The 24913-nt window shown below is 42.1% G+C and carries 26 protein-coding genes and 4 tRNA genes; 24 read left to right on the top strand and 6 right to left on the bottom strand.

What is annotated here, in order from left to right:
- Positions 1 to 3 precede the first annotated feature (3 nt).
- The 9 genes from IFO66_RS00625 to IFO66_RS00665 all read left to right on the top strand — a co-directional run bounded on the left by IFO66_RS00625 (position 4) and on the right by IFO66_RS00665 (position 4615).
- Entirely contained in the window at positions 4 to 867 is an 864-nt protein-coding gene (locus IFO66_RS00625) for an ABC transporter ATP-binding protein (RefSeq protein WP_192023271.1), read from the top strand.
- 5 nt (positions 868 to 872) lie between these two features.
- Positions 873 to 2354, top strand: coding sequence for an ABC transporter substrate-binding protein (locus IFO66_RS00630; protein ID WP_192023272.1), 1482 nt, complete (start codon positions 873 to 875; stop codon positions 2352 to 2354).
- A 253-nt stretch (positions 2355 to 2607) separates the two neighbouring features.
- Positions 2608 to 2772 (top strand): hypothetical protein, encoded by a 165-nt coding sequence (locus IFO66_RS00635; RefSeq protein ID WP_192023274.1) that lies wholly within the window; start codon positions 2608 to 2610, stop codon positions 2770 to 2772.
- 135 nt (positions 2773 to 2907) lie between these two features.
- Positions 2908 to 2984, top strand: a tRNA-Met gene (locus IFO66_RS00640).
- A gap of 29 nt (positions 2985 to 3013) precedes the next feature.
- Positions 3014 to 3090: transfer RNA gene (locus tag IFO66_RS00645), tRNA-Ile, on the top strand.
- Positions 3091 to 3129: 39 nt separating this feature from the next.
- Positions 3130 to 3218, top strand: a tRNA-Leu gene (locus IFO66_RS00650).
- 132 nt (positions 3219 to 3350) lie between these two features.
- The gene (locus IFO66_RS00655) at positions 3351 to 4028 is read left to right on the top strand and encodes a uracil-DNA glycosylase (RefSeq protein WP_192023276.1); all 678 of its coding nucleotides are present in this window, start codon (positions 3351 to 3353) and stop codon (positions 4026 to 4028) included.
- 108 nt (positions 4029 to 4136) lie between these two features.
- Positions 4137 to 4212, top strand: a tRNA-Val gene (locus IFO66_RS00660).
- A gap of 199 nt (positions 4213 to 4411) precedes the next feature.
- Positions 4412 to 4615 (top strand): hypothetical protein, encoded by a 204-nt coding sequence (locus tag IFO66_RS00665; RefSeq protein ID WP_192023277.1) that lies wholly within the window; start codon positions 4412 to 4414, stop codon positions 4613 to 4615.
- A gap of 144 nt (positions 4616 to 4759) precedes the next feature.
- On the opposite strand, the gene IFO66_RS00670 is transcribed toward IFO66_RS00665, so the two are convergent.
- Positions 4760 to 4963, bottom strand: a complete 204-nt coding sequence (locus IFO66_RS00670) for a hypothetical protein (RefSeq protein ID WP_192023279.1) — start codon at positions 4961 to 4963, stop codon at positions 4760 to 4762.
- A gap of 105 nt (positions 4964 to 5068) precedes the next feature.
- Here IFO66_RS00670 and IFO66_RS00675 point away from each other — a divergent pair, with 105 nt between their 5' ends.
- From IFO66_RS00675 to helD, 3 genes are all read left to right on the top strand, one after another.
- The gene (locus tag IFO66_RS00675) at positions 5069 to 5512 is read left to right on the top strand and encodes a GNAT family N-acetyltransferase (protein WP_192023281.1); all 444 of its coding nucleotides are present in this window, start codon (positions 5069 to 5071) and stop codon (positions 5510 to 5512) included.
- Positions 5513 to 5654: 142 nt separating this feature from the next.
- Positions 5655 to 5885, top strand: coding sequence for a DUF3892 domain-containing protein (locus IFO66_RS00680; RefSeq protein WP_192023283.1), 231 nt, complete (start codon positions 5655 to 5657; stop codon positions 5883 to 5885).
- Between the two features lie 322 nt (positions 5886 to 6207).
- Positions 6208 to 8565, top strand: a complete 2358-nt coding sequence (gene helD / locus IFO66_RS00685; RefSeq protein ID WP_192023285.1) for an RNA polymerase recycling motor HelD — start codon at positions 6208 to 6210, stop codon at positions 8563 to 8565.
- Between the two features lie 118 nt (positions 8566 to 8683).
- On the opposite strand, the gene IFO66_RS00690 is transcribed toward helD, so the two are convergent.
- A complete protein-coding gene (locus tag IFO66_RS00690; RefSeq protein WP_192023287.1) occupies positions 8684 to 9421 on the bottom strand; it encodes an MBL fold metallo-hydrolase in 738 nt (245 codons plus the stop codon).
- 201 nt (positions 9422 to 9622) lie between these two features.
- Here IFO66_RS00690 and IFO66_RS00695 point away from each other — a divergent pair, with 201 nt between their 5' ends.
- The 6 genes from IFO66_RS00695 to IFO66_RS00720 all read left to right on the top strand — a co-directional run bounded on the left by IFO66_RS00695 (position 9623) and on the right by IFO66_RS00720 (position 15114).
- Entirely contained in the window at positions 9623 to 10396 is a 774-nt protein-coding gene (locus IFO66_RS00695) for an N-acetylmuramoyl-L-alanine amidase (protein WP_192023289.1), read from the top strand.
- A gap of 108 nt (positions 10397 to 10504) precedes the next feature.
- Positions 10505 to 11071 (top strand): stalk domain-containing protein, encoded by a 567-nt coding sequence (locus tag IFO66_RS00700; RefSeq protein WP_192023291.1) that lies wholly within the window; start codon positions 10505 to 10507, stop codon positions 11069 to 11071.
- 122 nt (positions 11072 to 11193) lie between these two features.
- Entirely contained in the window at positions 11194 to 11505 is a 312-nt protein-coding gene (locus IFO66_RS00705; RefSeq protein WP_028595777.1) for a DUF1292 domain-containing protein, read from the top strand.
- A 228-nt stretch (positions 11506 to 11733) separates the two neighbouring features.
- Positions 11734 to 13470, top strand: a complete 1737-nt coding sequence (locus IFO66_RS00710) for a sensor histidine kinase (protein ID WP_192023293.1) — start codon at positions 11734 to 11736, stop codon at positions 13468 to 13470.
- On the top strand, positions 13467 to 14276 hold the full coding sequence (locus IFO66_RS00715) for a LytR/AlgR family response regulator transcription factor (RefSeq protein WP_192023295.1): 810 nt from the start codon (positions 13467 to 13469) through the stop codon (positions 14274 to 14276). The genes IFO66_RS00710 and IFO66_RS00715 overlap by 4 nt, the downstream gene beginning before the upstream one ends.
- 400 nt (positions 14277 to 14676) lie before the next feature.
- Complete coding sequence (locus IFO66_RS00720; RefSeq protein ID WP_192023296.1) at positions 14677 to 15114, top strand: hypothetical protein; 438 nt, start codon at positions 14677 to 14679, stop codon at positions 15112 to 15114.
- 183 nt (positions 15115 to 15297) lie between these two features.
- Here the strand turns inward: IFO66_RS00720 and IFO66_RS00725 are convergent, their stop codons facing one another.
- The gene (locus IFO66_RS00725; protein WP_192023298.1) at positions 15298 to 16776 is read right to left on the bottom strand and encodes an aminotransferase class I/II-fold pyridoxal phosphate-dependent enzyme; all 1479 of its coding nucleotides are present in this window, start codon (positions 16774 to 16776) and stop codon (positions 15298 to 15300) included.
- Positions 16777 to 16994: 218 nt separating this feature from the next.
- On the opposite strand from IFO66_RS00725, the gene IFO66_RS00730 reads away from it, so the two are divergent.
- Complete coding sequence (locus tag IFO66_RS00730) at positions 16995 to 18176, top strand: MFS transporter (protein ID WP_192023300.1); 1182 nt, start codon at positions 16995 to 16997, stop codon at positions 18174 to 18176.
- A gap of 145 nt (positions 18177 to 18321) precedes the next feature.
- Here the strand turns inward: IFO66_RS00730 and IFO66_RS00735 are convergent, their stop codons facing one another.
- Positions 18322 to 18948: a YktB family protein gene (locus IFO66_RS00735; RefSeq protein WP_192023302.1), complete on the bottom strand. Its 627-nt coding sequence runs from the start codon at positions 18946 to 18948 to the stop codon at positions 18322 to 18324.
- Between the two features lie 249 nt (positions 18949 to 19197).
- Between IFO66_RS00735 and IFO66_RS00740 the strand changes: the two genes are divergently transcribed.
- Positions 19198 to 19794: a hypothetical protein gene (locus IFO66_RS00740; RefSeq protein WP_192023303.1), complete on the top strand. Its 597-nt coding sequence runs from the start codon at positions 19198 to 19200 to the stop codon at positions 19792 to 19794.
- A gap of 225 nt (positions 19795 to 20019) precedes the next feature.
- Positions 20020 to 21435, top strand: coding sequence for an NADP-dependent phosphogluconate dehydrogenase (gndA, locus tag IFO66_RS00745; protein ID WP_192023305.1), 1416 nt, complete (start codon positions 20020 to 20022; stop codon positions 21433 to 21435).
- A 91-nt stretch (positions 21436 to 21526) separates the two neighbouring features.
- On the opposite strand, the gene IFO66_RS00750 is transcribed toward gndA, so the two are convergent.
- Positions 21527 to 21868, bottom strand: coding sequence for a methyltransferase (locus IFO66_RS00750; protein WP_192023307.1), 342 nt, complete (start codon positions 21866 to 21868; stop codon positions 21527 to 21529).
- A gap of 192 nt (positions 21869 to 22060) precedes the next feature.
- Between IFO66_RS00750 and IFO66_RS00755 the strand changes: the two genes are divergently transcribed.
- Complete coding sequence (locus IFO66_RS00755; RefSeq protein ID WP_225445401.1) at positions 22061 to 22597, top strand: shikimate kinase; 537 nt, start codon at positions 22061 to 22063, stop codon at positions 22595 to 22597.
- A 17-nt stretch (positions 22598 to 22614) separates the two neighbouring features.
- On the opposite strand, the gene IFO66_RS00760 is transcribed toward IFO66_RS00755, so the two are convergent.
- Complete coding sequence (locus tag IFO66_RS00760) at positions 22615 to 22932, bottom strand: rhodanese-like domain-containing protein (protein WP_192023309.1); 318 nt, start codon at positions 22930 to 22932, stop codon at positions 22615 to 22617.
- A gap of 160 nt (positions 22933 to 23092) precedes the next feature.
- On the opposite strand from IFO66_RS00760, the gene aroA reads away from it, so the two are divergent.
- A complete protein-coding gene (gene aroA, locus IFO66_RS00765; RefSeq protein ID WP_192023310.1) occupies positions 23093 to 24391 on the top strand; it encodes a 3-phosphoshikimate 1-carboxyvinyltransferase in 1299 nt (432 codons plus the stop codon).
- Positions 24392 to 24435: 44 nt separating this feature from the next.
- Positions 24436 to 24876 (top strand): CoA-binding protein, encoded by a 441-nt coding sequence (locus IFO66_RS00770; protein ID WP_192023312.1) that lies wholly within the window; start codon positions 24436 to 24438, stop codon positions 24874 to 24876.
- Positions 24877 to 24913 lie beyond the last annotated feature (37 nt).

The raw sequence follows: 24913 nt of genomic DNA on the forward strand, positions 1-24913 counted from the left end.
ACGATGATACATTGCGAAGGTCTAGTGAAAATATACAAAACGGACGATTTGGAAGTTGTCGCCTTGCAAGGACTTAACTTAACCGTTAAGGAAGGCGAAATGATGGCCATTATCGGAAACAGTGGTAGTGGTAAATCTACATTTCTAAACATTCTAGGTGGCTTGGATCGTCCTTCAGCTGGTACGATCCAAGTTGGGGAATGGAATTTATTAAAAATAACCGATGATCAGCTCGTTAAATACAAACGAGATACAGTTGGATTTATTTGGCAAAATAATGCCCGTAATTTATTGCCGTACTTAACAGCACTGGAAAATGTAGAAATGCCTATGATGCTGTCGGGGCGATTGGACCGGGCTTATGCGAAGCAGTTGCTAGAATGGGTAGGTCTCGGCCATCGCTTAAATAACAAGCTACAGCAGCTATCAGGTGGAGAGCAGCAGCGGGTTGCAATTGCAATCTCTCTTGCTAACAAACCTAAGTTATTGCTCGCAGATGAGCCGACAGGATCAGTTGATACGCAAACTTCTGATCTGATTATGGACATTTTCCGTAAAATGAATAAAGAATTGGGCGTTACGGTTGTTATCGTAACGCACGACTTGTCCATAGCTGGTAAAGTCGATCGTGTAGTAGCTATTCGTGATGGTTTAACAAGTACAGAGTTCATTAAGCGTAATCCAGGGTTGGATGAAGTAGGCCAAGGTTTGCAAGAGATACATGAAGCATATGTTGTTGTGGATCGTGTGGGTCGTTTGCAAGTGCCAAAAGACTACTTAGAAGCGTTGAGTATCAACGATAAAGCATCGATGGAATTGGATGGCGATAAGATTATTATCCGCACACCTAGACAATTGGGGGAGTAACAGAGATGAAGAAATCATGGGTGAAAAAGGCGTTAATGCTGACAGTAGCATTGACGATGATCGTGCCAATGCTGGCTGCATGTACGAAGAAAGAGGAAGCGGTTCCTCCTGGACAGGAGCGTGTATTACGTATTGCTGTTCCTTATGGCGGTGGAGATGACAGTTGGTTTAGACAACAGTATGTAGAAGCGTTCGAAATGTCGAATCCGAATGTTCGTATCGAGCTTGTTCCTGCGGTTAACTACGAGGATCGCAGATTTGAAAATAATAATGATCCGAAAAAGAAAGAGCCTTCGATGAAAGAATCTTGGAAAAAAGTATTAGAAGGTGCTAATGCTGTCGATGTTGTTATTTCCGATACACAAAGCTTCCGTCAACTATCTAAAGATGGCATGTTGGCGAAATTGGATGAGCGTATTGTACAAGATAAGTTTGACACTTCTGATATCGTGCCTGCTGTACAAGATGGTATTAAGGCAATGGGAGATGGTAGTGTTTATGGCTTAGCGCCTACCTTTAATTCTAGCGCTCTGGTTTACAATAAAAAGTTGTTCCAAAATGCTGGGGTAGAATTGCCTAAGGACGGAATGACTTGGGATGAAGTGTTTTCATTAGCGCAGCGTGTAAGTAAAGGGGAAGGCAAAAACAGAACGTATGGTTTCGCATTTGATCGTTACCCGGGTGATTCGTATTATTCCATGAGCTATGCGTATATGAGCCCACTTCAGTTGCAGACGTTTGATAACAAAGCTGAAAAAATGCTTGTCAACTCGCCTAATTGGGAACAAGCATGGGATAAAGTAGCCAAATTATACAAAGATAAAGTAATCCCTACGCAAGATGCAATGATGATGGATGGTCAGCAGCAAGAGGATAATCCTTTTGCTCATGATCAGTTCTTATCTGGAAAAGTTGCAATGATGCTTACAGATATGTATTACATGAATGGCGACCTTGCGAGTGCTGTTCGTAATGCAGGCAAGATTAAGAATTTCAAGCCGTTTGAGTGGGATGTGGTAACCGTTCCGCATCATTCTGAGGTACCTGGTGTTTCAAGCATGATTAGTATTAACAACATTTTCTCCATTAATGCAAAAGCACCAAATGCTGATGATGCATGGAGCTTTATTCAATATGTAAATGGTGAACAGTGGGCTAAAGTTCGCAGCCGCAGCACGAGCTATGAAATGGTTACACGTAAATCTTATATCAAGCCTAAAGAAGGTCTGAATTACAATATCGCAGCGTTCTATAATGTAAAGCCTGCAATACCTTCTTTAGTCAATCAAGAACTGTATGAAACGAAGTCGGATTTGCACCAAGTAGATTCCATTGCTCAGCAATTGTTCAATGAAATAATTACTGGTAAGAAAACGACGAAGGATGCATTAAAAGAGTGGGAAACAAAAGGTAACGAAATGCTGCAAAAAATTAAAAATGGGGTTCCTATCCAACCAGAAGGTGTTCCAGGTGGGGTATATCGCTAAAGATGAGAGAGGCGTGCCAATTATGGCATGCCTTTTTTATATTGTGCTCCTATCGAAAACGAATATTGCGAGTTCGCAGTGACTATTTGTTCATGGAAATGCATGAAATGGGGTACATTACTTCTATGATAAATATAAAGAGTTAAATCATGCCTAATAGTTACTGACTTTTGATGCTGGGTCTTACATGATAGGAGCATATCCATTCAAGATCTGAGATGAGTGAGTATGAGTAAGGAAAGGATGTATGAACATGCAATGGATCTATTGGGGAAAGCTTTACGATACGAAATTTCAGGCTCGAGTGCTTCAGCAGCGTCTGGAGCATGATGCGTGGCTATATGGCTACAGTACGCCTCAAGATATTGAGGTTTATCGCTCTCGTCGTGGGAAATATGGGGTAAGATTCGTGTTGTAATGGGGCTATAATGTGGTGAAATTTCATTCAAATTTTTAGTTTTAAAAAAAGTTTAAATAAATGGTTGACTGAACATGTGTGATGTAGTATAGTATTACTTGTCGCTGATGAACGACGCGATGGAAGAAATGATGACGCGGGGTGGAGCAGTTCGGTAGCTCGTCGGGCTCATAACCCGAAGGTCGTAGGTTCAAATCCTGCCCCCGCAACCAAAGCAATCATATACCCTTGTGGCAATCAGGGGCCCTTAGCTCAGTTGGTTAGAGCGGTCGGCTCATAACCGATTGGTCGGGGGTTCGAGTCCCTCAGGGCCCACCATAGTTCAACATATATTTTACGAGTTAGTGCTTATTATATGCCGGGATGGCGGAATTGGCAGACGCACAGGACTTAAAATCCTGCGGTAGGTGACTACCGTACCGGTTCGACCCCGGTTCTCGGCACCATTACATAACCTTTTAGCGCTACTTATGAATATAGCATTGAATATGGACTGGCTAAACTCCTTTCGCGAAGCGGAAGGGGTTTTTTAGTTCATTGACATGAAAATCCATTTAACTTGATAGGGAGGAATAGAAATGGCTATGAAGGTCGATAACGATTGGTCAGAAATGCTGCATGATGAAGTCCGCAAGCTATATTTTAAACAACTATGGTCGTGGTTGAAGGGGGAGTACGAGCGAGAAGAAATTTATCCTCCTTATGATCAATTGTTTACAGCATTCAGACTAACTTCATATAAAGATGCGAAAGTCGTAATCGTTGGACAAGATCCTTACCACGGCCCCGGACAGGCGCATGGATTAAGTTTTTCAGTACGCCCTGGTGTGCGGATTCCACCTTCGCTGTTGAACATGCTTAAGGAAGGTGCGTCAGATGTAGGTATAACGATGCCGAATCATGGTTCGTTGACTTCTTGGGCGGAACAAGGAGTGCTGCTGTTGAATACGGTTTTAACGGTGCGTGCTGGACAAGCTGCTTCACACAAAGGTATGGGATGGGAACAGTTTACCGATCGCGTAATTGAGCTGTTGAATGAGCGTGAGAAACCTATTATTTTCGTCCTTTGGGGCAGTCACGCGCAAGCGAAGGCGAAAATGATAGACCAGAAGAAGCATTTTATTGTTCAATCACCGCATCCGAGTCCTTTGTCGGCTCATCGTGGATTTATGGGGAGCAAGCCTTATTCGAAAATCAATGCCAAACTTCGTGAGTGGGGTGAGCCTGAGATTGATTGGCAGCTGCCACAGCTATAAATTGGATGGATTGTGTAAGGTCGTATAATGGCTGTTATATGCGTTGACATTAGCAATATTGCTTGTTATATTATTGGTAAGTATTTCATATGGATGATGATATACAACGATCTGATAGCTCAGCTGGGAGAGCACTATCTTGACAGGGTAGGGGTCGGCGGTTCGAACCCGTCTCAGATCACCAAATTCATACACCCAAACCCTTGTTGCAACAAGGGTTTTTTCTTATTTATCCCCAGAAAGTTGAGTCGGCTTTATATATATTTTAAGGCACAAGAGTGTCCCAGTTAGGTTCGGTTATCGTTCAAATTTATTTGGAGCAGGGTTTATGGACAGGCGGACGCGGGTACACTGTCGGTAGATTTATCGAGGAGGTTAGCTTGATGAATGTATCGGATGTGCGTAAACGAGCTGTCACATACGTGGTGACGGGTGTTCTTGTTGTTATAATGTCAGGATGCACGAGTTTGCTTATGGTTGAACCAGGGGCGAAAGAAGAAGTTTGGGATATGCAGGAGACTAGAGTTCCTATATATGAAGAGGTATATGGAAAAATAGTTATTCCTGAAGAGGTGTATCAACCGTAGTTTATACAAGATGAAAGCTAAAAATTAAAAATGTACCTCGAAAATCGATGCTCTTACATGGCGATCTTCGAGGTTATTTGTTCTTCATACCTATTAGTTGTGAACGTGAACCACGTAAGTGGTGATGGTGATCAAGTGATAAAATTATGATTTAACATGTTGATTATGCTGAGGAGGAGCGCTGTTCGATTGCTCTGCTTGCTCGGTTGTAGTTGGGAGATTACATGTATCTGGATTGAATTTATCCCAGCTTCTCGAATAGGCTTTACGTGTGACGACTAGCAATAAGGTAATCATGCCGATTACCATCATAATGACGGCAACTATGGTAGCGGTAATTGGATCCATGTTCGAACCTCCGGGATGATTTGGTAAAATTCGTGTCAATATAACTATACATGATATCCAATTTTTTGTATAATGATGTTTCCTGATTAATGGAGGTGCCGAATAATGACGTCAGAGCTATTAGAAGTAAAAACACAAGAGCAATTGGAAGCATGTATTGCGATAAGATTGGAAGTGTTTGTAGAAGAGCAGCAAGTTCCGGTTGAGGAAGAGTGCGACGAATATGATAAATTAGAGGCCCCTGCCTATCATGTGCTCTTGCAACAAAAAGGGGAATACATAGCTACAGGCCGCATTAAACTGTTAGATGAGCTTACAGCAAAGATGCAGCGAATCGCTGTTCGTAAATCATACCGTGGGCAAGGTATTGGGCGTGTACTCGTGTTAGGGATGGAGCAAACTGCTCGTGTACATGGGGTAGAGCGTAGTGTATTAGATGCTCAGTGTCAAGCAGAAGGGTTTTATCAATCACTTGGTTATGTAACGATTTCGGAAGAGCCTTTTTATGATGCGGGCATTTTACATGTTCGCATGGAGAAGAAGTTGTAGCGACGAACAAGTGTATATGTGATTCATTCTAAAGGTATGCTAACCATATGTGAATGATTGGCTGCTTCATATAGGATGTTAAACAAGATCGGGAGGGCAGTTGATCGTTCGCCATTACAGATATGTGAAGGGGCTGCGTAAGATGAATGAGCGAGAATCTTTTGTTGCTGTTCAGAAAAATGGTGATGGTGATCTAACTGCTTTCCAAACGAATAGTGGTCGAGTACTTGGTTATGAGCAAGCGTTACAGGCTGTTCAAACCGGTGAAATAGCAGGTGCTAATGTTTTTAAAGGGAGAAATGGAAAGATGTATATCCGTGGTGATGCCGATGGAGACCCAACTAATAACTTGGACAGCTTACCTCTTATTTAGTGATAAATGTTGAATTGAAAATGAATGACAGCAGCTATCCTGATGTTGGACAATGGACTGATTGAGGGATGGCTTTTTTATTTGTGCGAAAATGGGCATTAAAAAAACGGGGACGCTATGTCACCGCTGTAAGTTGTTATCTAATTATATGAGCACACAAAAAATCCAACCGAATGGATTGAATGAAACTGTAAATTATGTTAAGATAATTTTATTCATTAATCGGATAATAAATGTAATCATTTTTATCCTAATCATATCTTATCACGATCAATTCTTGTTGTCAACACAATTTGATTATATGTATATAAGGAGTGGTGGAATGACTACCAATCATGACCAATTTGAGGCAGAACAATCGCGAGTGGTGCGTGTGCTCGAATGTATAGACGACCGTCTAGACCGTTTACAGGATGAGCTCAAGTTCGTAAAAGGGGACGTTGTTAGCATCCGCCAAACATTCTGGGACGACGTTACGGTGAATATGGAAGACGCGAGCGAAGAGGCAGAAACGGCAGCTAGTATTAAGCAGCAAGCTGAGCTTTTGTCAGAGCGTGAGCGAAGCTACAGACGCGCTCATAAGCAGGCGAAAATATTGCAAAGATTGCAGCAATCTCCTTACTTCGGTCGGATTGATTTTCAAGAGAAGGGCGAGTTGAAGGCAGAACAGGTATATCTCGGCACGGGATCTTTGTTGGACGACGAAGGAATGGAGTTTTTGATCTATGATTGGAGGGCTCCTATTTCTAGTTTGTACTATGACTATCCACCAGGTAAAGCCGAGTACAAGACGCCGGATGGTACGATTAGTGGAGAATTGGCGTTGAAGCGTCAATTTATTATTCGTGGCGAGCAAATTAAAAGTATGTTTGATACGGGTGTTACAATCGGTGATGAACTATTAAAAGAAGTACTAGGTAAGCAGGCAGATTCCCAAATGCGCAGCATTGTCGCTACGATTCAGCGAGAACAGAACCGTATTATTCGTAACGAGCACAGCCGACTGCTTGTTGTACAAGGAGCAGCAGGAAGCGGAAAGACATCTGCGGCACTTCAGCGCGTTGCGTATTTACTCTATCGTTACCGAGAGACGCTACAAGCGGAGCAGATCGTGCTATTTTCACCGAATCCGATGTTTAATCATTATGTTTCGACCGTATTGCCTGAACTTGGTGAGGAAAATATGCAGCAAGTGACGTATCAGGAGTTTTTAGAGCATCGTCTACAAAACGAATATGTCGTCGAAGATCCATTTACATTGTTGGAGTACGAGTATTCTGCGATGAACAAGCCTGAATATACTGCTCGCCTGCAAGGTATCCATTACAAGTCGTCTGCGGCATTTTTGGCTGTTATTAAGCGATATGTTGATTACCTTAGTCAGCAAGGACTGAAATTTAAGGATTTGACATTCCACGATAAAGTTATTATTACAGGCTTGGAAATGAGGGAGTACTTCTATTCTCTAGAGAGCTCCTATTCTGTGCCTAATCGGATTGAAATTGTGAAAGACTGGATCCTTAAGCGACTAACGGACATTGCTAAGCAGGAACGGAGCAAGACTTGGGTTGAGGATGCTATTGAGCTATTGGACAAAGAAGACTATTTATGGGCGCATCAAGAGCTGAAACGTAGACGCGGCAAGCATGAGGATGAAGAAGCGTTTGATGATTTTGACGCGGAACGGAATTTACTAGTTGCTAAACTTGTACAGGAACATTTCAAGCCTTTACGCAAAATGGTTAAGCAGTTAGAATTCCTTGATTTATCGCGTATTTATACGCAATTATTTGAAGATGGTGCCATTATGGAACAGTTGTGCTCGGATGGAGAACGACCTGCCGAATGGGCTCGAATAGCAAGCGATACGCTCTCGAGGTTAAAGGGTAACATTATGCCTTATGAGGATGCTACTCCGTTCCTTGATTTGCAGGGCAGACTGGAAGGCGTACAGGTGAATACGAATATACGACATGTATTTATTGATGAAGGGCAGGATTACTCGCCGTATCAATATTTCTACATTCGTCGTATGTTTCCGCGTAGTAAACTAACGGTGCTGGGTGATTTCAATCAGGCGATATTCACACATACTGGTATGAGCAATGGACTGCAGGAAATGCTGGCACATTATGACGAACATGAGACAGAGATGATTATTTTGGCTCGCAGCTACCGCTCCACAAGACCGATTATTGAATTTACGCGTCAGTTTATAGAAGGTGGACAGGAAATAGAGCCGTTTAATCGCGATGGCAATAAGCCAACTGTAACGTATGTATCAGATGAAGCAGAGCTATCTTCGCGTATCGTGGCGCAAATAAGCCAATTGCAGCAAGAAGGTTATGAGTCTATAGCTGTAATTTGTAAAACAACAGCGGAAAGCAAGCGAGCGCACAAGATGCTGGCATCTCAGTTATCTATTCGGCTCGTTCACAAAGAGACATCGGTGTTTGAAGGCGGTGCTATTGTAATTCCAGCCTATTTGGCAAAAGGTGTAGAATTTGATGCAGTTATCATTTTTGATGCTTCATCAGATCGATATAGTAAAAATAATGAGCGAAAATTGTTCTATACTGCGTGTACACGAGCTATGCATGAATTGCATCTGTACTACATGAATACGCTCAGTCCATTCGTAACAGAGGCTTCAGACGATAGTTATACACGGATAAAATAAGGTCATAACGAAAAGGGGATATCTACCGTCATCTAATCCATGATGAAGGTAGGTATCCCTTTTTTGTTCATGGTGCTAAATCGTGAATAGTTGCACAGTAGTTCAGTTTGGCTACAGCTTATGTCACGATCGTATATACGTGATGAGGCTCTACGAATGGCATCAAGCCTGTTCGTCCTTCCCACTCCGATCGTTCATCTCCATAATGCATTAATGAAATAATTGATTGAATAGCAGGTGGAAGGGATAGTAATTCTGTTATGGTTGCATGTACCTCGCCTGCTCCAACAAGCTGGCAATCATGCCAAATCGAGGAAACCCCCTGTTGTACGAGTTGTTCTAGCAGTTGAGGCTGGAAGCGCATATCCGCACTGTAGAAAAAAGTCTCATTTACTAATAAAGAATAACTGGACTTATTCGGAATATGCGGGGTTTGGATAAGACGGATAGAACATTCATCGTCAATGACATAGCTTGTATCTGGTACGAGCGGTTGTACATCAAATACGTCTTCTAAGCATTCTAGTCCAGGCTGACTCATCCCGCCTTTTAAAGTATGCTCCCACAACGGCTCTACGAGTGTATTTGCTATGTACAGCTTAGGCTTACGTTTATACCGAAACATCATTTGAAACCCATATTCTTCAAGTCCGCCAACGTGATCCCCGTGTAGATGCGTAATAATGGCCCCGTCTAGTTGATCGAATGTTAGTCCTAATTGGTGCAAGGCTAGAGGAGCTGTAATTCCGCAATCTATGAACAACTTCGTAGAGGAAGTGCTAATGATCCCATTATTGTTGGCATATTGCTTAGCGAAGGCGCTCCCGGTTCCGAGCATTTGCAGCTTAACAGTCATATATAGTCCTCCTATGTACAAGCCAATTCGACAATATTTCTAATGTATCATGAGCTAGGTTAGCACACAAGCGAACGTATTCTAGCATGAATATGATAGTTCATAGAGAAGTGGATAGTTCTTGTTTCAAGTGAAACGACATCATAAAAGGAGTGGATCATTTACAGGAGTTAAGCAGGTAAGGAAGGAGGGACAACGCGCATGAAAATGGTGTGGAAAGGAAATGAGTACACCAATAGTAGCTCTCGCAAGGGACAAGTTCCTTCAATCATTGTTGATCATATTTCTGCTGGCACGATGTCCAGTATGGATTCATGGTTTACAAGTCCAAACAATAAAGTCTCTTCTGCTCATTTTGGTATTTCAAAGCGAGGAGATATTCATCAATATGTGGCGATTGAACAAGCGGCATGGGCACAAGGTATTGCTTTGGACAAGATACCGAACGCTTTGTCACCGGTTGTACGTAGTAAGCCTTACAATCCTAATCAGTATGCGGTTTCTATTGAGCATGAAGGAATGGATGGGGATCTGACGGAAGAGCAGTTTCAGGCTTCGGTACGGTTGCATCGCTATATTCGGGATTATGTGAAGCGGGAATATGGTCATGAAATACGATTAAATCGCAATTATGTTATCGGTCATTTTCAAGTTGATCCTGTTCGTAAAGCGAACTGCCCTGGGCCGAAGTTTCCTTGGACACGACTGTATGAAGAGTTAGCAAAATCGGATGAGGAGGAGAAAAAAATGCAGGAGCTGAGAAATGAGGTGAATGAGTTAAAAAACAAATTGGTAGTAGCAGAACAGCGAATCAAGCAACTGGAACAAGCAAATAGTCTTGCGGAAATACCAACTTGGGCAAAGTCAAGTATGGACAAGGCTGTTCGTAGCGGAATTGTTCGTGACCCGGAGCACGCCTCTTTAGATGTATATCGACTGATCGTCATTCTCGATCGTCTGAATTTGATAAAATGATCAGGTCGTTGTAAAATGAAAAGTTACAATTCTGTTATTATTTCTAGCGCAACTCTCCTGTAAAAGTAGAGTATACATTTACATCAAAGCAGTTGGGGGTTAACAGAAATGAAATGCAGGAGAATTGCTGCACTTGTACTAGCAGGGATGATGTTCGGTGGAACACTACTATCTGCAGTACCTGCGCACGCTGAAGCTGATAACATGCGTGTTACTTTAAATGGCGAGGCGTTAGCTGACGGAGGATACATCATTGACGGCAAGACTTATGTCTCTGTGCGTCAACTGCAGGATGCGTTACAAGCATTCGTACATTTCGACGAGAAAACAAAAAAATTATATGTGGAGAAGCCTAATGTTCACATGCTTCTTTTCCAAGGGAAGAATCCTTTTGGCAAAGTAGAGACAGGTCGTACTTCTTTCTCTGCACTCGTTCAAGTTGATAGCTTGAAGACAGAGGTAGATGCTATTCGATTGACAATTACCGATCCAAAGGGAAATACGTCAACGATTCAGGAGAAGGAACTTAAAGGGAAGGATAACTTCTGGTTCCGCTCTGAGGAATATAAGTATGATTTTAAGTCTAAAGGTGTATATACAATTAATTGCTATATGAGAAAGAAGAATGAAGATTTTACACTCTTGTCTCAGATCAAAGTGGAAGCTATAAAATAAAACAAACCATCATTTCAATTTTACATAATATTGTACATGCACTCCTCCGCGTTGACCTGTTGACTATAACGTGATACGATACGGTAGTATTACACTACTTGTACTAAAAGGAGACCCGCATAATGAGCGAACATAAACATGACTGCGGCTGTGGTCACGACCATGACCACGATCATTCTCATGAAGAGATCATTGTAACGTTAATTGATGACGAAGGCAAAGAAGTAGAAATGGTTCTTGTCGAGACATTTAACGTAGAAGATCAACTATACGCGCTTCTTCTTGAGCGCAACAACCTTGAAGCTGACGGTGCTATCTTCCGTATGGACGAAGATGAAGAGGGCATGGCTCTTAACCCGATTGAAGATGATGCTGAGTGGGATCGTGTTCAGCAAGCATATCAAGAGTTGCTAATTGACGAAGATCAAATGTAATATTTGATGAACAAAGCTCCAAGGCGACTTGGGGCTTTGTTTTATTTTGTTTCTCAAAAAATAGGACTTTACTAAAATGGAAAATACAGTATAAAATAAAAGCTGTTACGAATGTGTCTTTCCTCGCTCGACCTCGTTTCATGCGCTGTAATGTAGAAATGATGCTCTCACAACTATCCATTCTAAATACGAAATCGCTCAACATAAGTAATTAAAGAGGGTATATTGATGAAGAAAAGCTCAAAGATGGTTACCATTGTGGCGCTATTGATGTTATTTCTGCTGTCCATTAATCATATTTTTTATTATTACTCCGCGAAAAATGCACTGCTTTCGAGTAATCAAGAACGGATGGAGCTTGTTTCTCGTCATATTCTGTATATGATCGAGTACTCGCAACAAGTAGCTAATCATTCGGAGAATTTGATGGCTGATAGCTTGCGAATGGCGGCCATTGCAGCAAAGCTTAAGTTACCTCGCAAGCTTGAGGATGTAACAAATGAGCAGCTTATTGAACTGACGCATGAATTAGGTATCTCTCATTTAACGCTCTTCCAGCGAGTCGGCAATTCCATTAAAGGCTTGCGCTCCTCTAATCCGATGGAACGAAATTTATCAACTGATAATTTTGCATTCTGGCTAAAGGCCTTCCAGCAATTATTTGAATCTCATAACGTTACAATTGATGAAGGCTATCGCAAGCCAAATTATTGGTCAGGTCCTCTTGATGTCACTTCTTCTGATCCTTCACAGCTGAACAAGCTAGGTTACTACTATGACGGAACAACAGACTATATGATTAATGCTTATTATCGAGAACGATATTTAGAGTCGCATCATGCAGTCGTCGATAATGACAAGTACATAACTCGCATGCGTACGGAAAATCCGTTTTTAGTAGAGATTACTGGGTATAATCCAACTCGATTCGGGAAACCGCCAGTTATATTGAGACAGAATAACTGGGATATTAATCCATACCCGGAGCGGCCTATTTATTTTGGTGAACGTAGATTCGTGGCAAAAGATGATGAGCGCTACGTGAGGCAAGCTTATGAGGAGAAGAAAACAGTTCATGTTCAATTGAAATTAAACGAAAAAAAGGTGTTAAAAAGCTTTATCCCAACAGAAGCTAGCTTTCCCCTTGTTCTCGGAATTGTTTCCGATTACGAAGTCATTCAACATAAGCTAGATGAGGAAATTCGTAAAATAATTATTGATTTGGGGACGTCAGCTTTAGTTAGCTTCGCGGTTGTTTTATTGGTATATAGAAAGTTAATCAAGTCTAAGCTACTTGTGGTTGCATCAGCTGAAAAAATGTATTTGGATAATTTGAATAGTTTATACACTACGATTCATGGATTGAAGCATGATTTTCTTAATATTGTTAATGTGATTCATACGTATGTTAGACAGGGTCGATATGAAGAATTAAAGCAAGTATCAGAGGCTTTAGTTGGTGAGGTTGTTGAAATCCAAGAAATGATTAAAACCGGAGATCCTACGCTAGCTGCCATTGTACAGTTTGCGCTAAGCCAGTCTATTGCAAGGAAAGTTAATTTTGAGCATGACATTGCTTCTATACAATTGCTTAGGCAGGAAGGTGAAAAATCATTGGATCTCATTCGAATCTCAACGAATTTGCTTACAAATGCTTTCGATGAAACGACACAGTTGCCTATAGAGCAGCGCAGCGTCAGAATAAGCATCTGGGTTAAAGAAAGTTGGCTGTACTTTAAGGTGTTTAATACAGGTAGGATATTAGAATCGGAAGAACTGCCTGAATTGATTCGTGAAGGGTTCACGAGAAAGCCGTCACGCCAAGGATTAGGACTACATGTGGTCAGTCAATTGCTTGTTAAGCATAAAGGGATGTTGTGGGTCGAGAAACCAAGCAGTGATGGGGTAAAAGGGACTACATTTGCCTTCAAGATGAAATTTTCATCACAGGATGGGGAGTCATGATGTTAGCAAAAACAGTTGCGAATCCAACATTTACTGCAATTATTGCGGAAGATCATTTAGCGCAAACTGAGATGCTTATTAGCCTTGCAGAGGGGTGCGGAATTGCCGTTGTTGATACCGTTTCAACGGGGGCGAAGTTGATCCAATCGTATGTACGCTACGTACCAGATATCATTATTACTGATATTGGGCTGAAGCAATCTTCAGGGCTTGATGCATGTCGTGAGCTAAAGCATCAAGGCTATGATCCGTTTATTATTGTCGTCACAGGCATCATGGATGTACGAATGGCTGAGCAGAGCTTTGAACTTGATTCACTATCTTATTTGGTCAAGCCTGTTACAGAAGAACGATTTAAGAAAAGTATTCAAAAAGTGATGGAGCGCATGGATAATCGATTACGCTTATCTTCACCATATTTGTCCAATGGACAATTACTTACATGCCGACAAAAAATTTATGATGTTGATGGGAGTGTCATTTTTCGTGATATCCATCTTAATGAGGAGCATATTGTATACATAACGAAAGACGGAAAAGAAACGACGATTACGCTAATGTACAATAATGTGGGTCACATGATAAGGTCGACATCCTCATTAAAGCAACTTAACGAGCTATCAACTGAACATATTTTTCAAGCGAACAAAAGCCAGCTCGTTAATGTAAAGTTCATTCAACAAGTATGTGCAGACCTAGTTACGTATGGAAACTATGAAATTATACTGCACGGTGTTCAGGAAACGGTGACATTAAGTCGCAATTGCGTTGTTTATTTTGAGCGTGCAAGTACAATTATAAAATGAAATAATAGATTCTGCATGTCGGTTCGCTATTGGCTAAAACTTTGCTAGTAAACTAAACAGGGTGTTTCTTAAGTTGTATACATGACTTAAGGAACACCCTTCTATATGTTATAGCAATAACTGCAACATATTTAATTTATTTAGGACTTCATTCTTAATGATAGTAACTTTTTCAGCTTTTAACAAGGTAGAACTAGTTTTGATTTAGATTCAGACAAAAAATCTAAAAATTCAACAATTTCTGTACAGGAAAATCCGTTATTTTAGCCACACTAGCTTGAATTACAAAATTACCGTTTAGTTGTTTTAAAGTAATGATACTTCCACTGAAATTATGTAGGAAACATAATTTGTCTATGTGGAACTCTCAATTGATTCTAGAAAGAAGAGGAGATGTGTAATGAGAAAAAAGTTTAGTGTGTTGAGTTTGGTCCTTGTACTTTGTTTCATGGTGTTTGGACAAGTTGCTTCAGCAAATACTACTGTTGCAACGTGGAACACAAATTTGTACCCAGGTGAAAGTATTCAAACAGCATCATTCTATGTTACGGGAAATTACATTAATGTTACCTTCGAAGCACAACATTATTATTCATCTAGAAATGCGAAGAAAATCCCAGATGTTAATTACACCTTGTATAAAAAAGGTGCAACGCCTGCTCAAGATAAGAAAGTGGGTTCCTCTTATAGCTTCCATTGGTATCAACTCGAAAGTCATGAGCCACACCATACTACCTTTAGAAATTTAGAGCCAAACCAGACCTATTATCTTGTCGTTGCCAAAAGAACGACTGGTCTTGATGATGGTGCACATGTGAAAGGGAAGGTTTCGTTCTAATATAATCGATTTTTAAAATGAGGACTGACTTGAAAGTTAATTAGACGCTCAAAGAATTAAAATGTAATACAAGAAAAAGGTCGAGTAAGGGATAAAACTAATCCCTACACTCGACCTTTTTTAACTTAAGGGCCATCTCACATATAGTATATCCTATATATGGAACAGCACTAATTTTTATATTTATTCAAATATTGCTTCTTCTTCGCGAATGACTTTTACATATTGAATATAACGATCTTCTGGTCCTTTGACTGGCAGACCGATCTCAACATGATCACGAATATAATCAATATTTTCCTGCGATATCACTTCACCTGGCAGCAAAATAGGAATACCTGGAGGGTAGACATATATAAATTCCGCAATAATGCGTCCAGCTGATTGTTCGAATGGAACAACTTCTGTATCCCCGTAGAACGCATCGCGCGGAATGAGTGATAGCTGAGGGATTTCTGGAATTTTAACGACAAGTTCTTGTACTTCATTTCGCTCAAAATGTTCTTGCGATAGAACTTGAAGTGCATGGAGCAGAATGCCTACGGATTCCTCTGAGTCTCCAGGTGTGACAAGACATAGAATGTTGTACATGTCACTCAGTTCAACTTCGAGGTTAAAACGATCGCGCAGCCAATTCTCCACCTCATATCCTGTAATGCCAAGATGGCGTACATGGATAGTCAGTTTCGTTGCATCATAGCTATGTGTAGCTTCTCCGCCTAATATATCATCTCCGAAGCAATACAGCCCTGGTATCTCATTGATGGCTTGTCTTGCTCCTTGTGCCAGCCTAATCGCTGTTTCTGCGATTTGATGCCCGTTCAACGCAAGGTTTCGACGAGACGTATCTAACGAAGCAAGCAAAATATAGGACGTTGAAGTTGTAGTTAACATGCTAATAATCGTTTGGACACGATGCATATGGACGAGGCCATTTTTCGTGTTTACGTTTAATATGGAGCTCTGTGTCATAGAGCCCCCCAGCTTATGGACGCTTGTTGCTGCCATATCGGCACCGGCTTCCATAGCTGACATTGGCAAATCCTCATGGAAATGAATGAGTACCCCATGTGCTTCATCGACAAGTACAGGTACATCATAGGAATGTGCGAGATCAACAATCTCTTTTAAATTGGCACAAATGCCGAAATAAGTTGGATTGATGACTAACACTGCCTTGGCATCAGGATGTCTCTCCAAGGCGCGTCTCACGGAACGCGTTGTAATACCGTGATCGATCCCCAGGTTGGAGTCTCGTGCCGGAGATACGAATACCGGCTTAGCCCCAGCGAAAATAATCGCTGACATGATCGATTTATGCACATTGCGCGGAACAATAATTTTGTCTCCAGGAGCGCATACGGACATAATCATCGTCATGATAGCTCCACTTGTGCCTTGTACGCTGAACAGCGTATAATCGGCACCGAAGGCGTCAGCTGCTAGTTGCTGCGCTTCTGCAATTACACCAGTAGGCTGGTGCAAATCATCAAGGGGAGCAATGTTGATTAAATCTATAGAAAATGCTTGCTCACCGATGAAGTTACGGAATTGTTCATCTGCTCCTGCGCCTTTTTTGTGTCCAGGTATATGGAACTGAACAGGGTTGCGGGATGCATGATTCGTCAATGCTGTAAATAGTGGAGTTCGATGATGGTCCATCGCGGTCTCACAACCTTTCATATGGAAATGCCGGTCACCTTAAATAGGTGACGGCTAAAAGAAACAAGGATTAGTTTAACAAAAACCCCCCGGAATGCAAGAACAAATTACAACAGCAGTCGACGACATCGCTAGAAAGCAGTTCCGGTATATTCGAAGTTTGTTCATTTTGTTGCCATGAAAATTGTGGTACGATGGGATTTACGGAGGGAAAGTGTATGAATAAACAACTAACTGTCGTCATGCTCATGCTAATGATGGTATTTATTGGTTTCGGTATCGTTATCCCAGTATTGCCGATGACAATAACGGATACTGGGGCCAATGAGATGCATTTAGGATGGATGCTTTCGATTTATTCGCTTGTGGCCTTTATCGTGTCGCCGATCTGGGGGGCTTGGTCGGAACGCGTTGGACGCAGACCAATTATCTTAATCGGTATTAGTGGATTTAGTGTAAGTTATTTGTTATTTGCAATTGGTACGGATATGCTGTGGCTTATGTATGTATCCAGGATATTAGGCGGCTTGTTCTCTGGGGCAGTCACGGCAGTAATTGTAGCTTATGTGGCAGATATTACGACAGATGAACAGCGTACAAAAGGAATGGCTTATGTTGGGGTGTCCATTGGTTTAGGTTTCACCTTTGGCCCTGCATTCGGTGGTATTATTAGTGAAGTTGCTGGTTCAGCAGCTCCGTTTTATGCAGCGGCAATCCTTACGTTTATAACAGCGGTTCTTGGAGCATTGGTATTGAAGGAATCCTTACCTGTTGAGAAGCGTATGTCCAACACCAATTCTTCGCCATCCAGATGGACTGCCTTTACGGGACGGATGAAATATTTGTATGTGCTTTCCTTTTTTGTCACGTTTACGTTGGCCGGACTTGAAGCTACGTTGATGTATTTTCAAATGCTGCGCATACCAGGTACGACAGCATGGGATATTGGTTGGATGTTCTTCTTCTGCGGTCTGGCAGGAGCTCTTGTGCAAGGTGGCATTGTGCGCCGTTATATTAAGAAGGGAACAGAGAAGTATGGCATTATGGCTGGACTTGTCATTTCAGCGCTAGGTTTTGTACTTTTACTGTTCTCATCTACGCTAGTAAACGCAACGATTTTCCTATGTATTTTTGGTATCGGAAATGCCTTAATTCGACCATGTGTCACATCGTTGATTACCCAGAAGACAACAGTCAGTCAAGGCGTTGCATCTGGGCTTAACTCATCGATGGATAGTTTTGGGCGTATCGCAGGACCAGCACTAGCAACTGCTGTATTTAACTGGAGCGCTAATATGCCATTTATTATCGGAGCGGTACTATCGATTGCTGCAGTAGCATTAGTTATCCGCTTTAACTCCTTAGACCAAACTTCTTCGCTTAACACGACAATATCTTAATCAGGTTAAGTACGTATACGAATGAAAACGATATAAAATAAAGGGCTGTCTTGCAGGTGTTTATTTCCTGCTAGGACAGCCCTTTTACATGCGTGGAGTTAAATCCATGTATTGTGTAGTTGCGTTATTCGTAGAAATGGTGATGTTACATATTTGCAGCTTTATAGATCGGCATTAGTGTATGAATCGTTTCTGATGCGAGCTTTATAAAGGCTTGTCCATCCTGCAAAATAGGATCGTTTGGTTTCAGATGGAGACCAACTAGCCATTCAGAGGATTTGATGTCACGGAAGCGGGTTAACGTCGTCTGTAGTTCCTCATCCGTAAGTTCTGTAATTTTAGCTGCATCTTTTTTCATATGGTCCATGGACAAGACATAATGATTAGGGAGGGCATTTATAAGTTCGTCAGATTGAGCTAAGAGACGCTCTGCGATTTGTTTCTTGTTCTCAACTTCATAGATGAATGCGACCCAAATAAACAAATGATCGTCGAACAATCCGACTTGGAAATGCGGCAAAGATTTATATCCTCGTTTGTTAGGCCCTATAGCCATCCATGTATCTTTTGGTGCATTGACAGTGCGACGAGCGTGCTTAGCAATGTGTAAATGCATTTCTTGTCCAGCAAACACGGACGCATCTGCGACGAGTTGTTCACCGATTGCGCGAAATTTTGGCTGTATGCGAGTGCGAATACCCTCCATTCGCTGCTCTAATCCTTCAATGTGAAACGTTGCAAAATCTGATGATTCAAAACCGTTAAACGTCATGCTCTAGTCTCCTTCGTGTTTCTTTTGCGATTGCAGTAGTTAGGTATATAAACACCCCATAGTGCTGTCATTGGAACAGGAATACCTTTATTTTATCACATATTTAAAATCGAAGAGACATCAGACGAAGTGGCAAGTCTGAGAAGAAAAGTTTCATTTTCATTGGTTCCGCTTAAATTTCCAGTCAATAATCCAAGTTGCACCGTCATATGATGAACTACAGTCGAAGTTAGCAAGGAGGTATTTGCCGTGAATCGCAGCGATGAAGTGGAATATTGTAATCTGGAGTTACGCTTTGACCGGCGGCAAATCCAGGACCTGATCCGCGATCTTATCCGAGAAGGATATTCGCTGTACTGGAGTGAGAATGAGTCATTGTTCATTATCTCCATTCGAACAGGCAGAAAGCTCGTGAAGCTTCGTTTTCAGCGTATTCAGCAGAGATATAAAATTGTAGGTGATTATACGCTGCGTGACGAGCGATTGTCTGAATTTATGGAGAAGCTCATTGGAGATGCGCGTGGTCACGCAGTAGTTAAGCGCTTTAAGGATCGTCATATATTTGTGGAAAACATTATGTTTGGGGAGCGGATTCGTTTAGTAGAAATATGTGGGCTGGAGCAAAAAGTCATATTTCAGAAACGTCCAATTGTTTCGGCAGAAGAAATGATGCAAACCTTTTTATCCACGAGAGCAGAAGAACGAATGGATATGATGCGAATTGAAATTGATGAAACATTGACAGAACTGTCCGAAGCGTTGAGGGTAGAAGATGTTGACCAGATGGAACAGTGTAAAGCAAGGCTAAGTCAGCTTCGCTGTGAGATGATTCAATTGGAATGGTAAGTATTACATTATTCTCTTCACCCTGCCTGGCGCATTGCTGAAAAGTGATGTGTAGCGGCTAGGGTGATTTATTGTGTGCAGAGTGATTGGACAAGTATCCACTATGAGGAGATTCATTTCATTTATGATCTTGACGAGGGGTTCACTTCTCCATGTAAAAAGGGTACAATAACAATGTTATACAGTAATTTATCTAAATAAAGAACAAAGGGTGGAAGAACCAATATGGCAAAAACACAAATCGGTGTCATCGGACTTGCAGTCATGGGCAAGAATTTGGCTCTGAACATTGAGAGCCGCGGCTATTCGGTATCGGTATTCAACCGTTCCCGCGAAAAGACAGATGCGCTTATGAGTGAAGCGCCAGGCAAACAGCTTACGCCTACATATACAATCGAGGAGTTTGTTCAATCGCTTGAAGCACCGAGAAAGATTCTCATCATGGTTCAAGCTGGTAAAGCAACAGATGCAACAATCGAATCTCTCCTCCCACATCTAGATCAAGGCGATATCATTATCGATGGAGGTAATGCTTACTTCCCAGATACAGTGCGTCGCAGCGCGTATTTGGAGGAGAAAGGCTTCCGCTTTATCGGTTCTGGTGTATCCGGCGGGGAAGAAGGAGCACTTATCGGCCCTGCGATTATGCCAGGTGGACAAGAGAGTGCATATAAGCTAGTTGAGCCCATCTTAACGGCTATTTCTGCTAAAGTTGGCGATGAGCCGTGCTGTACGTATATCGGTCCCGACGGTGCAGGACACTATGTGAAGATGGTTCATAATGGTATTGAATACGGCGATATGCAGCTAATTTGCGAAGCATATCACCTTCTTAAGACAGTTGTAGGGGTAGATGAGAAGGAACTTCACTCTATCTTTACAGAGTGGAACAAAGGTGAGCTAGACAGCTACCTAATCGAAATTACAGCTGATATTTTCTCCAAATATGATGACGAAACAGGTAAGCCAATGGTGGATGTTATCTTGGATGAAGCTGGTCAAAAGGGTACAGGAAAATGGACAAGCCAGAGTGCACTTGATCTAGGCGTTCCATTGACTATGATTACCGAGTCTGTATTCGCTCGTTTCTTGTCTGCTATGAAGGCAGAGCGTGTTGCGGCAAGCCAAGTATTGTCTGGTCCAGCGCATAAGCCATTCACAGGCGACAAAGCGGAATTCGTTGAGAAAGTACGCAAAGCGTTGTTCGCGAGCAAAATTATCTCTTACGCTCAAGGCTGGGCTCAAATGAGAGCAGCATCTGAAGAGTATAACTGGAATTTGAACTACGGCAACATCGCGAAAATTTTCCGTGGTGGTTGTATCATTCGTTCTCAATTCCTTAACAATATTAAAGAAGCCTATGACACGAATCCAGAATTGAAGAACTTGCTTCTGGATGATTACTTCAAAGAAATCGTTGAGAAGTATCAAGATGCATGGCGTGAAGTGATTGGATCTGCAATTACTTACGGTGTTCCAGTACCTAGCTTCTCGGCTGCATTGGCATACTATGATAGCTATCGTACAGAGCGCTTGCCAGCTAACTTGCTGCAAGCACAGCGCGATTACTTCGGTGCTCACACGTTCAAGCGTGTGGACCGCGAAGGTTCGTTCCATTATAACTGGCTCACTAACGAATAATAGACAACAACGCCGAGCCCTAGGGCTCGGCGTTGTTTATCATCGTGTGATAGTTCATGGATGGTCTTTGATAGGAGCAGGGATATATTATTCATGATGGTGTATCTTCGTTGGCAGACGTTGTTGTGTTCCAAAGCCCATATGCTGCTTCGGACAAATAATATCGCAAGCGCTCGCTTTCTTGGCCGTATCTCCCGTTACGTTTGAGCATTAACGTAGATATTTCTGCAAAGTATCGAAAGTTACGGCGCAGTCGTTCAGGATTTAGAGCATCAACATGTGCATCTGGCTGAGCAAGCTTTTGCTTGACCATATTTAAAGCCCATAAAATGTCGTCTTTACACAATGGATGTGAAGAATCTAGAATTTGTGCCATACGATTGGCAGTAGAAAGCGCTCGTCCATTGGATGAAGGCAGTTGGGATGGAGACATCGTCTGTTCACTCCTATTAATAGGCTGATACGATACAAGTTGTATAATTGATAGTCACGTACTATTGGATTATTGAATGTTCTGAGTATTACTATGTTTACGTAGAAAAGTTTTGTTTTATACGTATCCATTGTCTAACTGTTTCAAGCTATGTTATCATATGGGCAGTTTATGTGGAGTAGGAGATATAGTATGCATATACACGATAAGAGAAATCATCTAATCTTAATCGGCTTTATGGGTACGGGCAAGTCTACAGTAGCGCAGTATTTGGCTGAGCAGCTTGCATATCCTTTTGTAGACCTTGATCAAGAAATTATTCACTTAGCTGGTCGATCAATTCCGGATATCTTTGCAGAAGAAGGGGAAGTTGCCTTCAGAAACTATGAGTCTGAAGCGCTTAGCAAAGTATCGGAATGCACTTCTCCAGTTGTATTGGCAACTGGTGGTGGAGCAGTACTGCGTGAAGGAAATTGCCAAGTAATGCTGGATAGCGGTTGTGTGATCGCCTTAACAGCTGAAGAGCACACAATCGTCTCGCGTGTGCAAAATGATCGCAATCGTCCACTTTTGCAAGGTGAAGCGTCGAAGAGAGTCAGTGAACTTATGGAACAACGTAGAGGGAAGTATGATTTTGCCCATCTGAGTGTGAAGACGGACAATCGTCATGTACAGCAGTTGGCGGAAGAGATTGTAGTCTACTACCGCCAGTTCGCGCAATATGAGTAGAGTGACCAAGCATAGTATTATGCTATTGGACCTTCAATCTCAGCCCACGCTAACATGCCGCCTTCTAAGTTAATGCCGCAATTGATTCCGACTTGCTGTAAATATTCACACACACGTTCACTGCGATATCCGCTTCGACAGATGAAAATCGTTTCAGCATGAGGATCAATCTCATCGATACGATTCGGAATATCGTTCATCGGGATATGCTTGGCACCAGGTATAATGCCATGTGCGACTTCTTCATGTTCTCGCACATCGATCAACTGGATAGCTTCACCGTTATTTAATCTAGCTTTGAGCGTATCAACTGCCATTTGAGGGACTGGTTGCATGTTATGTTGCCTCCCATGTTATTACATCGTTCAACTAGACCAATGCCTATAGTATACTTTCCCCGTTATCATATTCATCCTTTATAAATTTGTCAAATCAAACTTGCCTTTGGAACATCCAGTTGTAATGGGGGTTTAGGCACGAAGAGGAGTGTTTTCGATGGATATCATTGTTAATCCAATTTCGCGTTTGCAGGGAGATATTCAAGCCCTATCATCTAAGAACTATACGACAAGATATTTGCTAGTTGCTGCATTGGCAGAAGGGACAAGCACAATCTATTATCCTGCACACAGCGAAGATAGTGATGCGATGCGTCGTTGCCTTCGTGATCTCGGTGCGACGCTTGATGAAGATGATACAAAGATCGTTATCAAGGGATTTGGGGCACTACCTGTGCTTCAACCTGATTCTAAGCAGCTAGATGTAGGTAATGCAGGAGCAGTACTTCGTTTCTTAATGGGTATCGCATCCTTGCTACCAGAGGTACACTTTATTAACGCGTATCCTGATTCACTAGGTAAAAGACCGCATCATGATTTAATTGATGCTTTAGAACAGCTTGGTGCTGAAATACAGCATCAAGATGGGAAATTGCCAATCACGATTAAGGGCGGTAAGCTCAAAGGTGGGGCTATTCGGGTATCTGGTAATATAAGCTCGCAATATTTGAGTGCATTGTTGTTCCTCACACCACTGCTTTCTGAAGATAGCACAATCGAAGTAACAGATGATCTGAAGTCCAAAGTTGTTGTAGGACAGACGCTGGAAGTTATTCGAGAAGCGGGCATCATAATCGAAGCAAGTGAAGATCTTATGTCATACCGCATACCAGGCAATCAGCGCTATGCAGCGCGCACGTACCGCGTACAGGGTGATTACCCTGGTTCTGCTGCCGTATTGGCAGCGGCTGCTGTACTGCCTTCCGATGTTACGCTGCGCGGACTGACGGAGGACAGTAAGCAAGGGGAACGCGCTATTATAGATGTGCTGCGAATGATGAACGTTCCTTTAACGCATGAAGACAATGTAGTGCGAGTTCAGGGGAACGGTCAATTGAGTGCAGTTACGTTTGATGGAGATGCTGCTACGGATGCAGTACTGGCTATGGTAGCGGCTGCTGTATTCGCTGACGGTACATCTCGCTTCTATAACGTAGAAAATCTACGTTATAAAGAATGCGATCGAATTACAGACTACTTGAATGAGCTGCGCAAAGCAGGGGCTAATGTAGAAGAACGCCAAGCGGAAATTATCGTCCATGGACGCCCAGAAGGTGTAGAGGGTGGCGTGGAAATAAATGCGCACTATGATCACCGTGTCATTATGGCGTTATCCATTGTAGCGCTGCGAGCTAAACAGCCGATCCGAATTAAGGATGCACATCATGTTGCGAAGTCCTACCCGCAATACTTTGATCACTTGACTGCACTAGGTGCTCAGGTAGAATGGATTTAATGGCTTACAGCATGGACAAGTCTTACTAATAGAGGTGTATACAAATGACTACTCATCAAAATCCGAGTCAGCAAGAGATTAAACAATTACTTAACAACGCCAATACAGTCGCTGTTGTTGGTCTTTCTGAAGATGAAACACGTACGTCACATATGGTTGCCAAAGCGATGCAAGCAAAAGGTTACCGAATTATACCGGTTAATCCAAAAGCAGAAAGTATTTTGGGCGAAAAGTGCTATGCTACTTTACAAGAGGTTCCTGAGGCCGTTGACATCGTCAACGTATTCCGTCGCAGCGAATATTGTTTGGATGTTGCCAAAGATGCGGTGTCTGTTAGGGCTGGAGCAATCTGGTTGCAGCAAGGCGTGATCAACGAAGAAGCAGCTAGCTACGCGAAAGAGCATGATCTTACAGTTGTCATGGATCTTTGCATTAAAGTGCTAGATGCTATTCTGCTGCCACATGGCAAAGTTGCATCCGAATAAGACTCATCTTATACAGTGAATGTCAAGATGGCATTCG

Origin of the sequence: Paenibacillus arenosi, assembly GCF_014841135.1 — a bacterium.
GTDB lineage: Bacteria > Bacillota > Bacilli > Paenibacillales > Paenibacillaceae > Paenibacillus_B > Paenibacillus_B arenosi.